Origin of the sequence: Acinetobacter sp. GG2, from assembly GCF_000292385.1 — a bacterium.
Classification (GTDB): Bacteria; Pseudomonadota; Gammaproteobacteria; order Pseudomonadales; family Moraxellaceae; genus Acinetobacter; species Acinetobacter seifertii.
The window spans coordinates 1-14,241 of sequence record NZ_ALOW01000017.1 but is presented as its reverse complement, the minus strand read 5'-3'; the positions used below and the strand labels follow the sequence as shown (position 1 = coordinate 14,241).

Below are 14,241 nucleotides of genomic sequence, written 5' to 3'. Positions count from 1 at the left end.
TTTGTTCGGCAATTAAAACTTAAGTGTTAACCCTGCACCATAATACCAACCATGTTCAGAGTCTGTTCCAGTTTGCCAAGCAGTTTGTTTTAAGCCTTTTTCATAGCCGTAACCAACATCAACAAATGGCATGACCTTTTTATTGATTTCATAACGGGTTTGAAAACCTGCCTGCAAACTCGATAGCCCCGTTTTACTGGCATAGCGAGATTCATCTTGCAAAACAACGTTTGCTTTTAAATAGGGCTTACCAATCAACTTTTGGGTAAAGAGTAAGTCCCTTTCCGTTTCTAAACTTAACTTCCATAACTGATCTTCACCTGCATACAGATAAGCATCGGTTTCAAAAAAGTAAGGCGCCATGCCATGTAAACCCACTACACCAGCCCAGCGATCTTGCTTTTCATCTTCCCGCTGTAAACGTTCGTAGTTTACCCCAGCCTGTACATCCCAATAGTCGGCAACATTGCGGCTATAAAGTACTGAACCGCCATAATTGGCATCTTCTGACTCGGCTTTTTCAACATGGGCTTTGATGAATAATTTGTTCTCATCAGTCCCCACCCAGCTTTCCAATTCAGAAGAAAAACGTCCTTCTCCTTCTTCATTTTGAGTCCAGCCCGTATCAATTTTTGTTGCTTGATAAACCTGTCCACCATGTTCACGTAAATGATCATGCGTTAAGGGTTCTTGTGCCAAAGCAAGAACCGATACACCAGAGAAAACACCGCAACATATCATTTGAGAAAATAACTTAGTGATGCGCATGACTAGCTCCTTTTTCATTTTCAGATTGAACAGGTGCTTGAGATGCATCTACTGCTCCATCATTCACTTGAGCCACAATCAACTTATTCATCATTCCAGCACTCATGTGATAAAGCAGATGGCAATGAATCGCCCACTCTCCTAAGGCATCGGCTGTCAGTAACGCAGTAACTGTCTTTCCAGGTGGAACAATAACGGTATGTTTATTTGGTAAGTTTTCAGCTTGTTGACCATTTTCTAATTGCATAAACATGCCATGTAAATGCATTGGATGGGCCATCATGCTTTCATTCACGAACTTCAAGCGAATACGCTCGCCATATTTAACTTGTAACGGCTCAGCTTCGTTAAATTTCTTGCCATTAATGGTCCAGATATAACGCTCCATGTTACCGCCTAAACGAATAACAAGCTCTCGTTCTGGCGCACGTGTGTCTGGCTGAGGTGTTAAAGATTGCAAATCACTATATTGCAGCGCTTTCATACCTGCTGGTGTTGAAGCATTTGCCCAACCATAAACTGGCTCATCTTTTTTGGACTTATTCTCAGATTGAGTCGGCATCTCATGCTTCATATTCATCATGGCGTGATCATGCTCGCTAGCTGACATTGCCTGCATATCATGCTTCATTTCAGGCATCGCTGACATGTCATGCTTCATTTGCATCATAGGATGATCATGTTGGCTAGATGACATGTCATGTTGCATATTCATTTGATGGCCAGCATGTTCATCACTTCCTTCACCATGACTCATGCCCATGTCGTCCATGGTTAACAAAGCACGCGGACGCGGCGGCGGCATTTGAATTGACTCTACAGCCTGCGTATTTTCATTGTGCAAAGTCCCAATGGCAAAACCACTACGGTCAATAGACTCTGCTTCAATCTGATAATTTGGCTGTTTAGGTTCTACAATGACATCGTAGGTTTCAGCTGTGCCAATACGAAACTCGTCAATTGCAACAGGTTTAACTGACTGTCCGTCTGCACTCACGACAGTCATTTTTAAATTTGGAATTCTGACATCAAAAAATGACATTGCTGAAGCATTAATAAATCTTAATCGAACCTTATCGCCAGCTTTAAAATTAGCTGTCCAGTTTTGCTCTGGTGTCTTGCCGTTAACTAAGAAGGTATAACCCGTCACATCAGACATATCGGTTTTTAACATCCGCATCTGATTCCACATGGAATGATCTTGCCAAGTTGCCTTTAAGCCTTGTGTTTTAACTTGCTTCAAAACATCAGATACGGTTTCACGGCGGTTTTGATAATACTCAGCAGATTTCTTCAAATTCTTCATAATGCTATCGCTAGAAGAGTTATGAAAATCTGAAAGCATCACCACATAATCACGGTCAGTTTTTTCATGCGCCGCTACGGGTATTTTTCCTTTTGGATAAATCACGAGCGGGCCATATAAACCATCTTGCTCTTGGCCTTTACTATGAGCGTGATACCAATATGTGCCATTTTGTTTCACCTTAAAACGGTAAACAAAATCTCCGTTTGGCGCGATTCCTTTAAAACCATTGAAACCCGGTACACCATCCATTAACCCGGGTAGTAATAAGCCATGCCAGTGTAAAGACGTATCTTGATTTTTTAATTGGTTATGAACATGAATAACAGCCTCATCTCCTTCCTCAAACTCAAGGAGTGGTGCTGTAAACTTGCCATTTACGGTAATTCGCTTGAGCGGCTGACCAGTAAGATTGACCTGTTGTTCATTAATATTAAGGTGATATTCCTTAATTGCCGCGAGGGTCCATGGTGAAACCAATAGACCAAATACAGCGACGAGGCTGCTAATTGTTTTATGAGACATTGCTGTAATCCTTTGAACTAAAAAAATAAGTAAGAAAGGATTAAGCTTTTGGAGGACGTAAAATTTCTTGCCAGTATCCGGCTAAATGCTGAGCCTGATAAATACTACTAAATTGAGACGGAATAGGAATAAATGATGGCTCAATATCTGGTACAGCTTGCTGTAAAGCCAGATTCACCAGCTGACAATGGACTGGGTTACAGTCTTGGCAGTGTTCACCATGTTGATGAGAAACTTGAACCATAGATTGATGACATATCGCCTGATCATTAGCTTGACTATGCATAGTGTGATGTATCATTTGTTTACTATGGCATGGCATTGTATGAAGATCATGCTGCATAGGCATCTGAGCAACAGACACGCCACTCCACCCAATGACCAAAGTCATTAGGAACACAAACCAAGCATACTTGCGTAAGTGTTGCAGCATCATCATTAATTGCCTTGAGCAATCCATTTATCTATGGGATATAAGCATAACCAAGTTTTAAAACAGATACAATTTTACATCTTAATTGATTGTTTTTATGGTCATTAAGCAAACGGAGCTTGATGCTGAAGAACTAAATCAATCACTTCTAATACACCTTCTCGTTCATTACTTACCGTTGTATAAGGTGCTACTGCTTTTAAAGCTTCAACAGCATTTTCAACCGCAAACCCATAACCAACTGCTTTAATCATCTGAATATCATTATTGTTATCGCCAATCGCGACCACCTGATGAGGCTCAATCTGCCATTTTTGCAATAATAGCTTCAAACCATGCGCTTTATGTTGGTTCGGAAGGATCAAATCAATAAAACCAAAGCCACTTGAAACAGGCACTAAGACTTTATCTGCTACAAAACTTTGTTTCTGAAAATGTTCAAAAATGGCAAAACTTTCGTTTTCCTGAGCAGTAAAAGTAATTTTACACACCAGATCATCTAACGCATAAAAGTCATCGATAACTGTCAGCTTCTCAAAATATCGAGCGACTTTAGCGTAGTCCTCTGCATTCATACTCCTATGTACATAAGCGCTCTGTTTTCCACAGATCACCATAGTCGAGGTATACACAGAGTCAATCGCTTTTAGAATCTTACCAAACTGTTCTTTGCTTAAATGGGCAAAAGCAATTTCTTGCCCTGCATCGACAACATGTGCCCCATTTTCTGCAATGAAAGCAATTTCATGATTAATTTCTGGAAAATAGGTCACAAGCTTTGCAAGTTGGTTACCGCTGGCCACCACAAAATGAATATTATTTTGTTTTAGTTGTTCATACTGTTTTAAAAAACGTGCTTTGTTGTACTGCTTCTTAGAATTAAGAAAAGTCCCATCCATATCTACCGCTAAAATTTTTACCGACATTAATTATCAAGATCTCTTACTAAAAACTTATTAAAGCAAATTTAGCTTTACTTTTCATGACACTTTTACAGTTTTCTATCTATTATGTTTTAAAAGCTTTACACAGCTCTATCTCGTTTTTTGCACAGGTTATTTTTTAGTAAAGCTCAATAAAAAATCAGGTAATAAAATATTCAATATGCGTAAAAAAAGAACGCCAAAACGTTCTTTTTTCATAGCTTTTGTCTAGAGAATAAACGGTTGATCTAATTTTGTTTATTTTACCAACATCTTATCCATACGGTTATCAACACAGTTATCCATACAGTTATAAACAAAGTTATCCACATGAGCGAGGGGTAGCAGCGATTAAGTATCGCTGCCCGAGTGCAAGACGAACAGCTATGCTGTAAGTGGCGAAAAACACATCTCACCTTATCCAAGCACAAAAAAGCTGTTAAACCTCTTTCGTCCCTACTTTAGCAAGCTCTGCACGCATTTGATCAATCACGACTTTATAATCTGGTTGACCAAAAATTGCTGAACCAGCAACAAACATATCTGCACCCGCTTCTGCAATTTCACGAATATTTGCTGGGCCCACACCACCATCTACTTCTAAACGGATATCACGGCCACTTGCATCGATAATTTTGCGCGCTGCACGTAATTTTTCTAAAGTCATTGGAATGAACTTTTGTCCACCAAAGCCAGGGTTTACACTCATTATTAAAATTTGATCTACTTTATCAAGCACATAATCTAAATGGTGTAACGGCGTTGCTGGGTTAAAGACTAAACCTGCTTTAGCACCACCAGACTTAATCAGTTGTAATGAACGATCAATGTGGTGAGATGCTTCTGGGTGAAACGTAATGATATCTGCACCAGCTTCTAGGAAATCACCAATAATACGGTCAACTGGAGACACCATTAAATGCACATCAATTGGAGCTTTAACACCATAGTTTTTTAGAGCCTTACATACACCAGCACCAAAAGTTAAGTTTGGAACGTAGTGATTATCCATCACGTCAAAATGCACTACATCTGCACCTGCAGCTAACACTTTGTCTACATCTTCGCCTAAACGAGCAAAATCGGCAGATAAAATAGAAGGAGCAATCAAATAAGGCTTGGACATAGGTGGATGACCTGGCTAGAAATTTAAGGAGAGGCTGAAAATTATAACAAAAAAGAACCTCCTTGACCCGCTCTTCCTTGCCTAAATCACAACATTTCAAGCTTGCAACGTAACGTTGCTATTATAGAATGCCAAGTGCCATACGAATTTGTTAAGGTACATTAAACCAATGTGAGGATTGATAATGAAAAGTACGACTCATCTATTAACAAATGATGGAAAACGCATTGCAAAACGTCTCGTTAACCATTGGAAACATAAGTTTGAAGTACAAGAAACTGAGCAAGACTTTAAAATCTTAATGCCTACAGCAACCATTACACTTGCACCTCAAACAGAGCTGTTAAATGTTGCTATTGATAGTCAGTTAGATGACCATGACCACTTGGAAAAAGTTGTCCTTGATCATCTAAACCGTATGGCTCAACAAGAATTTGAGGTGGAATGGCAACACTAATTAGCCAGCGACCTTTTCTAATTGGATCGCATGGAACTGTAAGTGCTCATCCATAAAGGTCTGGATAAAGTAATAGCCATGATCATAGCCAGCATGTTGTCTTAAAGTTAAAGGCTGTCCTACTTTTAAACATGCTTGCTTAAATTTTTCAGGGTGAAGTTGTTCATAAAATTGATCATCTAATCCCTGATCAACCAAAATTTCGCTAAAAACTGCACCATTTTTTGAGACTAAAGCTGTGGCATCATGGTCCAACCAGCTCTCACGATCTGCGCCTAAATAATGACTAAATGCTTTTTCGCCCCATGCACATTCACTTGGCGCGCAAATCGGTGCAAATGCAGATACCGACTTAAACTTGTCAGGATATTTAAAAGCCAAAGTTAATGCGCCGTGGCCGCCCATAGAATGCCCAAAGATACCAACTTGTTGAGCATTTACTGGAAAACTTTTTAAAATGAGTGGATATAACTCATCAATTAAATAACTTTCCATCTGATAATGCTCAGACCAAGGTGCTTGCGTTGCATTAATATAAAAGCCCGCACCTTGTCCTATATCCCAATTGTCACCTACTGCAACCTGTTCGCCACGAGGTGAAGTATCAGGCGTAATCAATATCAGACCAAGATGGGCTGCCATATGCTGCGCATGTGCTTTAATGGCAAAGGTTTCCTCAGTACACGTTAACCCAGCGAGATAAAACAAAGTTGAACAGGCTTTCCCTTCCAAAGCTGCTGGTGGTAAATAAACACCAAACTTAGTAGAGCCTTTTAATAATTGAGAATCAAACTGGTAAATGCGCTGCTCACCCTCAAAGCAACGGTTTTTTTGCAGGAGTTGCATCGTTTTTAGCCTCTGTTTGTGTTTGAGCAATATTTACACTACCTGTACTTTGCTGTGGGAAAAGATATTTTTCCAACTGAGGTAGCATAAGTTCCATATTCTTACCAATCACCCATTGCGGTTCTGAAGGGTCTACACCTTGAGCCACTTCCCATTTGGTCACAGTTTGCTTGGCAGCATTAAACGAATCTTTCATAGAAGACTGCTCTCTCATCGCCAAGTCAAAAAAAGCTCGTCCAAAATAGGTGTAGTCAGCTTCGTTATTACAACCAAAAGAAGTTTTGTCTGCCGCAGATGCCGTAATAATTAAAGTATCTGGTGACTGCAAAGCGGGAATGAAACTTCCTGAATAACAAGCAGAAATGACAATCACGCGCCAACGAATACCAGCTTTATCGAGTGTTTCACGTAACCATTTCGGATCGACCTGCCCCAAATCTAGAGGAGCATTTTCAATTTCAAAATGGTTTTGCTCACCATGCGATGTCATATATAAAAATAGTACATCACTATCGCGGTTCATTTGTTGGCCCATACGGCGTAGAGCCAACTCTATACTGGTTTTAGATGCAATCGGGATTTCGGTTCGGGTATCTGGGTTATTGACCAGCATCATAGAACGCCCAACTGTACCAAAACGCGTATCGAATTGTTCTTTAATACGAACCACTTCCGATTTAAAAACGTCTTGGTAACTATCGCCCGCAACACCCAAGAAATACCAATGACTTTTGGCTATCTCACCATATTGGACTTGTTCTAAGGCATCATGAAGTAACTTACTTTGTGCATAAAAAGCATCTTCGGCAAACGTAGGTGGAGAGTCTTCTACTTTCCAAATAGGCTGATCTTTTACTGAAAGTTGCCAGACCACCATGGTCGCAATAGTCGCAACCATGACCAATGCCCGCTCCCACCAAGGCCATTTCAACTCACGTGAGAAAACCCAAATGACAGCTAAACTTTGCCACACAAAAAGTGCCACAAATAGACTTGGTAGAATACCGTTATAAATGGCATCGGGAATAAAGTTTAGATAACCGTTAGAACCCAAATATTGAATTAAACATTGAATTAATAAAATATTGGTATCTAGAACCAGCCAGAGCAAAGCTGGAACTAACATCAAACGCGGCTGATTAATACGCTGTGATAGAAAAATACCAACAATAAGCGCGATAAAAGGCCAAAGTGCGTACCCAATTAAACCTTGCGAGTTGAAATCACCCGTTTGACCAGCAACAAGCCAGCTATAAAGCGAGTTGGTACATCCACCTAATATTCCCCAAACAATAAGCTGAAGAATAGAGGGATGTACGATCTGTAAGGAACGTCTTGACCCCAAAAATAACCACATTCCGGCAAGCTGGTTACTTTTAAAATCATGCCAAAAGTTAATGGAAGGTTTGAGATCAATCATAAAAAGGTTTCAAAAATTTCGTTTTTGTCAGGCACCATAAGTGTATGCCTGCTAAGAATTTTAGCAATCATGCTTTTGAACTATATCACATATATTTGTGCATTATTCAAGCAATAAAACTTAACCTTACATAAGCTTACTGAAAGTAAGCATCAAAACGACAAGCATCTCCCTGCCACTGATGGGCTGGCTCTTGATTTGCTAAAAAAATCGCATGTCGTGGGCGTTTCACAATCACACGCTTGGCAACTTTCTTGGCTAACTCAAGCAAATTATCACCTAAATCCATTTCACCATCTTCTGGTAAAAGTAAATGCAAAAGCTGCATCTGCTTTTTGACTTGGGCTTGTTTTTTAATCGCTTGTTGGTTCTGGTCACGCTGTGGAAACATCGGGTCTAAATAAACCACATCAACCGTTTTTGCTTCTTGATCTAATTGCTGTAAATAGCTTGCAGAGTCAGCAAACACCAGTTGAATACGATCTATAAACTGATTTAAAAATGGATCACGCTGTGCTTGAGCTTTTGAATCTTCAAGTAAAGTAAATAAAATCGGATGACGTTCAACAAGCTGTATTTGAGCACCTAAATACGCCATGAGTAAGCTATCGTGACCTAAACCTGCTGTTGCGTCTACAAGTATTGGTTTTTCGCCGAGCTGACAAGCTCGAGCAATCATTTCTGATTTAAGACTGGCACGTTTTAAACGCGGAATTTCCGCTTTCCAGTCAGGCTGCATTTTCATGCCATTTGCAGATAACCAAAGTCCGTTTTCATCTACACAAAGTGCTAAGTCAGGGTTTAAACGTAAAAAACGAGCATTGAGCTTTTCAATGGGCTGTAAGTCGGTAGTCACGCCTCTAGAACAAAGCACAGCTTGGTAGTGCTGTGCTTGCTCCTGAAAATCTACTTCAAAATATATATGCATGAGTACTGCCTTTACTTTGCTTTACCCTGATCCGCTATTTTTTTCCAAGCATCATCACGTAAGTAAACCGGCAAGGCATGTTCTGCATCAACCCACTGTTTTTGAGCAGCATAGACACGTGCAATCGAAGCAATGTCTTGTGCAGTAGCAGTGATAGTTTGATGCTCTGCATCGGCTTGAAGAAGCTTAGCACCTGAACCGATTAAGCAATGCTTTGCATAAGCAGCGGCTTGTTCATAGCTCATTAATTTTTCTTCATCAATACACTGCATGATGCCTTGTTCGTTTAGAACAAAACTTGCAATGTAAACTTCATTCATACGGGCATCGAGTACCGCAGTCACCTGCTCTAAGCCTTCAAGGCGATAAGCCGCTTGCGCGAGAGCTTGCAAGGTAGAAACTGGAACCACAGGTAAATCTTGTGACCAAGCTAAAGCCTGAGTAACGGCAGCATTAATTCGAACACCGCTAAAAGAACCTGGCCCACGGCTAAAGGCAATTGCATCTAAACCAGCAATTTCTAGTCCAGTTTGCTGTAAGCCCTGCTCAATCATTGGCAAAATGGTCTGGGTTTGTGCTTTCGCTCGCGTATCGAGTTGGAAAAATAGTTCTTGGGTTTCATCAATTAATGAAATGGAACATTGCTCATTTGCAGTTTCCAACGCCAGCAGTTTCATGCACAACCTTAGTATTCAATCAGATTAAAAACGGAAGTAATGATAACCCACTCGGCCCTGATAGGCGAGTTGTTCCTATCTAAATAAAAACGCCAAGCGAGTGCTTGGCATTGAAAATATCTTACTGAAAATTTAAAAGTGAAATTCTTTTAAATCTGTATAACTTTTAAAGTGTTCAGCATAATGTAGGGCACTCAAGCGTATTTTTGCAGCGCCTTCTTCATCTAGAGTTTTGACAATTTTACCAGGCGAACCCATCACCACTGAATTATCTGGAATCACCTTCCCTTCAGGAATTAAAGCATTCGCACCAATAATACAGTTTTTACCAATTATAGCTCGATTTAAAATGACAGCGTTCATACCAATCAGGCTATTATCACCAATCGTACAACCATGCAGCATGACTTTATGACCGACTGTGACATATTCACCAATGTTCAACTCAAGACCTGCATCGGTATGTAATACCGAGTTTTCTTGAATATTAGAAAAATTACCAATCCGAACAACACAGTTATCAGCACGTACTACCGCACCAAACCAAATACTGACCTGACGACCTAATTCCACTTGTCCAATGAGCGTTGCTGTTGGAGCAACCCAGCCATCCCATGGTTCATGTAATGCTTTTGGGTGCTGTCCTTGATAGCTATACATCATAATTTATCAATCCTGATCTTTATTTTTTATGAGAAAATTTTGGCATTCCAAACGTTGGTGAGTTGAGTAAAAATGGCCATTCCTTTTGATAGCCTAAACCATATTTAAATAGAGCTACCAACATACGCGCAGTTAAGCCCCAGATAATTTCATTATCAATCTGTAAGCTTGGAAAATACAAAGACTGATGGGCATATCGAACTTCATAGGGTGTCGGACGCGTCTCTATAAGTTGCTGTAATGGCACAAAGAAAATTCGATCAATTTCAGTAGGCTGAGGTATTAAGTGAACCTCTGGTGGAATAAGCCCAACAATTGGCTTTACAGACAAACCACTTCTTGCGCGCTGCATTGGCAAATCACCTAACAACTGTACATCAAACGGGTTTAAGGCCGTTTCTTCTTGAGCTTCTCTTAGCGCTACAACAATATTACTGGTATCACTGGGGTCACGCTTTCCACCCGGAAAAGAAACCTCCCCCGCATGGTTGTTCATATGTATTGAACGACGTGTAAGCAGTACCTTAGGATTATTTTCATTTGTAATCGCAATTAGTACTGCAGCTTGTGCTTCTTGTATGCGGGTGGAAAAGCGCAATCTTTGCTGTAACTTTTGTGTTAGCAAGTGCTCTTCCATACCTTTCACCTATTATTCTGTCTCTCTTTTCATCATATCTGAAAATAAAACTTAGGGAATAGAGTTGATGCGTAAGTCTAAAAATTCAGTTATGCTGAGTCATCTCTATACTCGATGATAATTATGAGTTTCTGTGTAGCGTGTGGGCATAAAACCGAACAAAAAATTCCTTTAGGTGATCATAAAGTACGCCGTGTTTGTACTCATTGTGGCAATATTCACTATGAAAACCCCAAAGTAATCTGCGGTGCCTTAGCGTTATGGGAAGACAAAGTACTACTCTGTCGTCGAGCTATCGAACCTCGTTATGGTTTATGGACATTGCCTGCTGGCTATATGGAACTGTTCGAAACTATGGAACAAGGTGCGGCACGTGAAACACGTGAAGAAGCAGAAGCGGAGATTGAAATAGAACAACTCTATTGTATGTACAATATTCCTCGTATTGGGCAAATTTATGTACTTTTTAAAGCGCAGTTAAAAGATGGAGTTTTTGGTGCAGGTGAAGAAAGTATAGAAAGTCGCCTGTTTGAAGAGCATGAAATTCCATGGGGAGAGCTAGCTTTCCCGAGTGTCGAACACACACTCAAACATTATTTTGAAGATCGTAAAAAACAAGTTTTTCCAACGCACCTAGAAACGCTAGGCACTCGTTTAGACCATACAGGCTAATAAATTCGATAATAAAAAGACCGCATTTGCGGTCTTTTTTTTTGGGCTCTTATTTTGTCTTAATTTGATAACAATCAGCCGTCCGAATCGTTATCGTCCCACTCATTCTCTGAGCTAAAGCTTTATCATCTTCTGTAGGAGCAGGGCTCACATCCTTAATATTATTATAGACTCGTTGATAGAAGGCATATGGGTTTAACCATGAGACTGTCTTGTTATCATAAGTTGTAAGGTTAATGCCATTTACCTGCCCTTGTAATAAGTTAGCAACGTTAATTTTTGCCCCACTTACAATTAAGGTTTGACTACCAGTTGCAGTAGTACCTTGAACAACGTTCGAGTTTAACCCCGCCAAAATACCATTGAGATTGCCTAGCTTCGGTTCAGCAAAAATCATTTTTACTGTAATTGATTTATCATTTGAAGCAGACTCAGTACCACCTGTTGTTCCTATGCGGTACTGTTGAACGCCATTGTTATCAATTAAAGTATTATCTGAAACCACACCGCACTGACCAGACATATCCGTTGCTGTTGCATTAGGTTTAATATCAGTACGAATATCACCATTTTCATCAATCACAATCCCTAAATCGATTGGTGAAATTCCAGCGGTATCAAATTTAATATTTAAAGTACCATATAACGGGAAAATATAAGTTTGCCCAGCGCTCACATTTTTAGAAGTTCTAAAGATATCTTTTGCAAGATAACTTGCTGGAGTCACTTTATAGATATCTAGAGAACCATTATAGTTTTGATTCCCAATACTTTGACGCCAAAGCGCATAGTGCTGAGGATTTGGTGTTTTACTATTTATTGCGCCTAAATACAAACTTTCACGACCGGCAATAAATGAATCATTTAATAATTTACCTTGATAAATCAGTAAATCTTCACTGCTATTAGCTGAAGCTTTTAAATGGAATGGTTGTGTTGACTTAATCTCAGCTTGTAATGGATCAAGCCATGTTGTTTGAGCATTTGCTGTAAGTTGAGCTGGCTTAGATTTAGTTAATACTTCCATTACAGCCGTCACTGTTGAATTATTTGTAGTCGTGCTCGTACCTTTCCACTGTAAGCCATAACCAAATGTATAGCCTTGACGATCTGAAAGTAAGAATAAATTACCTATAACATGCTGCGTATTAGCAGCATTTTTTGGACAATCGGCTAAATTAGCTAAATTACATCCATAAAAATTTTCTGAAATTAAGTTTGGTTGAGCTAAGGTCAAGTAATCCGACTGATATAAACCAACTAAACTTAAATGAGCCAATTGCGTTACTAGAGCAAAAGCTTGATTATTATTAATCTGACTAACATCTAACCAAGGTTTCAAAATACTGGCGTATGCTCCACTTTTCCATTCAGTAGCAGTAATATTTTGAAGTACAACATTTAATGTGTTTTTCTTATCTTCTGTAACTTGAGTTGGCTGTATATCCCCAATTACATTATCACCACGTTCTAAACCAACACTTTGAAAAAGTTTAACCAAAGCCATGGCTACACCGATGGTTGGATCATCTTGACTTAATGAAACTGGTGCAACACCCGTTAAAGCTGTTGCCATATCCATAATTTTCAAACGTGGTGGAACAACTACCTTAATTTTTGAAATGTTATCTAAGCTGACAGAACCCAAGTCAATTTTAGTTTTTGTTTGAGTACCTTGTAAAAAGAAGTTTGCTGTATCACCAAGTTTACATGTACCCACAACACTATTGCCTGATGCTTTAGTGACAAAACTCTGATTTGCAATACTACTACAGGTAAAATTAAGGCCAGCAACCGGATAATCGAGTGAAAATTGTAAGCAGTCACTATTTGATACATCACAACTTCCATTTGCATTTGAACTACCAGACCCACTTGTAGGATCTTCATTAATTGTTGAACTACCACCACCACACCCATTCAACATGATTGCTAATGTGGTTAATGCAAAAGGCCATAATAATTTTTTATTCATTAGATACTCTACCCATTCTTACTTAATTTTTAGCGTAATACCGAAATTTGAATCTGTCCCTGATTAGATAATTCATGTTCCTCTACATCTACAGAGGAAGATAAAGGAGTTAACATCATATAACGTGCATGAGGTGGTACTTTTAAAGTACCCTGAATTGATGCATGTTGTAATATTGTAGAAGGATAAGACTTACTCTTAAAACCACTTGCCCCCTCTAAAATGCAACCTTTTTCATCTAAAAATATAGCTAAAGGCCAATAATATAGAGGTGTCGAATTACTCGCTGCAAAAGACATCAGCTGTAAATGTTGTACAGATGGATCTAATTTTACCAACTCATATTCAAACTTTTCTTTTAATGGCTTTCGAGGCCATAAATTTACGTCTTTTTTATCACCAAGTACTTTGATTGACTTTTTGTGGCCTTGAACAAAACACTTATCTTGTTCAAAAGTCGTTTCTAGGTCTTTTTGAGATAGTCGTATATAAGTTGGCGCTAAAATAATTGCTGCTTGATCATCTTGAGATTGTTTATTGAAGAGTTGTTCTAAAGTGGATTTACTCACCCCCTTTTTCCGTTCAATAAACTCAGTTCGCCCTAAACCATCGGGCATCACATAAAAGCGTTTTTTTCCTTCAAGATTAAATTCTTGATCTTCTAAATACTCATTATTTACATACTCTACGCCATCAACAGTCGTAAACTTAGATGGATCATTCGATGAGTTTTGAGTAGAAATAGCTTGTGAAATATTTGGTACAGATGGAGGAGTTTTAACTGGAGTACTTTGTTCTTTAACAGTACTACTTTGCTTTTTAACTTCATTCTTCTTAACTTCACTAACCGTTACAGGATGCTCTAGTGCAGTCGGTGCAGTCGGT

At 39.2% G+C, this 14,241-nt stretch carries 15 protein-coding genes; 2 read left to right on the top strand and 13 right to left on the bottom strand.

The features are described 5' to 3' along the window. Nucleotides 1-12: 12 nt before the first annotated feature. The 5 genes from B554_RS0101450 to rpe all read right to left on the bottom strand — a co-directional run bounded on the left by B554_RS0101450 (nucleotide 13) and on the right by rpe (nucleotide 5,081). Nucleotides 13-768 carry a copper resistance protein B gene (locus B554_RS0101450; RefSeq protein WP_019456701.1) on the bottom strand — a complete coding sequence of 252 codons (756 nt, stop codon included), beginning with the start codon at nucleotides 766-768 and terminating at the stop codon, nucleotides 13-15. Continuing rightward, the gene (locus tag B554_RS0101445) at nucleotides 755-2,599 is read right to left on the bottom strand and encodes a copper resistance system multicopper oxidase (protein WP_019456700.1); all 1,845 of its coding nucleotides are present in this window, start codon (nucleotides 2,597-2,599) and stop codon (nucleotides 755-757) included. Before B554_RS0101445 ends, B554_RS0101450 begins: the two co-directional genes overlap by 14 nt. Nucleotides 2,600-2,639: 40 nt before the next feature. Continuing rightward, on the bottom strand, nucleotides 2,640-3,035 hold the full coding sequence (locus B554_RS0101440) for a hypothetical protein (RefSeq protein ID WP_019456699.1): 396 nt from the start codon (nucleotides 3,033-3,035) through the stop codon (nucleotides 2,640-2,642). A gap of 101 nt (nucleotides 3,036-3,136) precedes the next feature. Beyond that, entirely contained in the window at nucleotides 3,137-3,958 is an 822-nt protein-coding gene (locus B554_RS0101435) for a Cof-type HAD-IIB family hydrolase (RefSeq protein ID WP_019456698.1), read from the bottom strand. A gap of 436 nt (nucleotides 3,959-4,394) precedes the next feature. Further along, the gene (rpe, locus tag B554_RS0101430; RefSeq protein WP_019456697.1) at nucleotides 4,395-5,081 is read right to left on the bottom strand and encodes a ribulose-phosphate 3-epimerase; all 687 of its coding nucleotides are present in this window, start codon (nucleotides 5,079-5,081) and stop codon (nucleotides 4,395-4,397) included. A 184-nt stretch (nucleotides 5,082-5,265) separates the two neighbouring features. On the opposite strand from rpe, the gene B554_RS0101425 reads away from it, so the two are divergent. Then, on the top strand, nucleotides 5,266-5,538 hold the full coding sequence (locus B554_RS0101425) for a DUF2218 domain-containing protein (protein WP_019456696.1): 273 nt from the start codon (nucleotides 5,266-5,268) through the stop codon (nucleotides 5,536-5,538). Here the strand turns inward: B554_RS0101425 and fghA are convergent, their stop codons facing one another. The 6 genes from fghA to B554_RS0101395 form a co-directional block, all read right to left on the bottom strand. Continuing rightward, nucleotides 5,539-6,384, bottom strand: a complete 846-nt coding sequence (gene fghA, locus B554_RS0101420) for an S-formylglutathione hydrolase (protein ID WP_019456695.1) — start codon at nucleotides 6,382-6,384, stop codon at nucleotides 5,539-5,541. It lies immediately after the preceding gene. Then, complete coding sequence (locus B554_RS0101415; RefSeq protein ID WP_004703777.1) at nucleotides 6,353-7,804, bottom strand: C13 family peptidase; 1,452 nt, start codon at nucleotides 7,802-7,804, stop codon at nucleotides 6,353-6,355. Before B554_RS0101415 ends, fghA begins: the two co-directional genes overlap by 32 nt. Nucleotides 7,805-7,940: 136 nt before the next feature. Further along, complete coding sequence (locus B554_RS0101410; RefSeq protein ID WP_019456694.1) at nucleotides 7,941-8,732, bottom strand: class I SAM-dependent methyltransferase; 792 nt, start codon at nucleotides 8,730-8,732, stop codon at nucleotides 7,941-7,943. 11 nt (nucleotides 8,733-8,743) lie between these two features. Beyond that, nucleotides 8,744-9,409 (bottom strand): tRNA (adenosine(37)-N6)-threonylcarbamoyltransferase complex dimerization subunit type 1 TsaB, encoded by a 666-nt coding sequence (tsaB, locus tag B554_RS0101405; protein WP_019456693.1) that lies wholly within the window; start codon nucleotides 9,407-9,409, stop codon nucleotides 8,744-8,746. Between the two features lie 132 nt (nucleotides 9,410-9,541). After that, a complete protein-coding gene (locus B554_RS0101400; RefSeq protein WP_081400262.1) occupies nucleotides 9,542-10,069 on the bottom strand; it encodes a gamma carbonic anhydrase family protein in 528 nt (175 codons plus the stop codon). A gap of 22 nt (nucleotides 10,070-10,091) precedes the next feature. Further along, complete coding sequence (locus B554_RS0101395) at nucleotides 10,092-10,718, bottom strand: CoA pyrophosphatase (protein ID WP_081400259.1); 627 nt, start codon at nucleotides 10,716-10,718, stop codon at nucleotides 10,092-10,094. A 114-nt stretch (nucleotides 10,719-10,832) separates the two neighbouring features. Between B554_RS0101395 and B554_RS0101390 the strand changes: the two genes are divergently transcribed. Beyond that, nucleotides 10,833-11,381 carry an NUDIX hydrolase gene (locus B554_RS0101390; RefSeq protein WP_019456691.1) on the top strand — a complete coding sequence of 183 codons (549 nt, stop codon included), beginning with the start codon at nucleotides 10,833-10,835 and terminating at the stop codon, nucleotides 11,379-11,381. Between the two features lie 49 nt (nucleotides 11,382-11,430). Here the strand turns inward: B554_RS0101390 and B554_RS0101385 are convergent, their stop codons facing one another. Then, a complete protein-coding gene (locus B554_RS0101385; protein ID WP_019456690.1) occupies nucleotides 11,431-13,356 on the bottom strand; it encodes a hypothetical protein in 1,926 nt (641 codons plus the stop codon). Nucleotides 13,357-13,385: 29 nt separating this feature from the next. Next, the coding region (gene filE / locus B554_RS0101380; RefSeq protein WP_019456689.1) for a putative pilus assembly protein FilE at nucleotides 13,386-14,241 on the bottom strand (856 nt) is incomplete at its 5' end.

Bases quoted from the DNA above. Each gene is read 5' to 3' on its own strand.
- B554_RS0101415 (WP_004703777.1), bottom strand. From the start codon at position 7,804: ATGATTGATCTCAAACCTTCCATTAACTTTTGGCATGATTTTAAAAGT.
- fghA (WP_019456695.1), bottom strand. From the start codon at position 6,384: ATGCAACTCCTGCAAAAAAACCGTTGCTTTGAGGGTGAGCAGCGCATT.
- B554_RS0101385 (WP_019456690.1), bottom strand. From the start codon at position 13,356: ATGAATAAAAAATTATTATGGCCTTTTGCATTAACCACATTAGCAATC.
- B554_RS0101440 (WP_019456699.1), bottom strand. From the start codon at position 3,035: ATGATGCTGCAACACTTACGCAAGTATGCTTGGTTTGTGTTCCTAATG.
- tsaB (WP_019456693.1), bottom strand. From the start codon at position 9,409: ATGAAACTGCTGGCGTTGGAAACTGCAAATGAGCAATGTTCCATTTCA.
- B554_RS0101410 (WP_019456694.1), bottom strand. From the start codon at position 8,732: ATGCATATATATTTTGAAGTAGATTTTCAGGAGCAAGCACAGCACTAC.
- B554_RS0101390 (WP_019456691.1), top strand. From the start codon at position 10,833: ATGAGTTTCTGTGTAGCGTGTGGGCATAAAACCGAACAAAAAATTCCT.
- B554_RS0101445 (WP_019456700.1), bottom strand. From the start codon at position 2,599: ATGTCTCATAAAACAATTAGCAGCCTCGTCGCTGTATTTGGTCTATTG.
- B554_RS0101425 (WP_019456696.1), top strand. From the start codon at position 5,266: ATGAAAAGTACGACTCATCTATTAACAAATGATGGAAAACGCATTGCA.
- rpe (WP_019456697.1), bottom strand. From the start codon at position 5,081: ATGTCCAAGCCTTATTTGATTGCTCCTTCTATTTTATCTGCCGATTTT.
- B554_RS0101435 (WP_019456698.1), bottom strand. From the start codon at position 3,958: ATGTCGGTAAAAATTTTAGCGGTAGATATGGATGGGACTTTTCTTAAT.
- B554_RS0101400 (WP_081400262.1), bottom strand. From the start codon at position 10,069: ATGTATAGCTATCAAGGACAGCACCCAAAAGCATTACATGAACCATGG.
- B554_RS0101450 (WP_019456701.1), bottom strand. From the start codon at position 768: ATGCGCATCACTAAGTTATTTTCTCAAATGATATGTTGCGGTGTTTTC.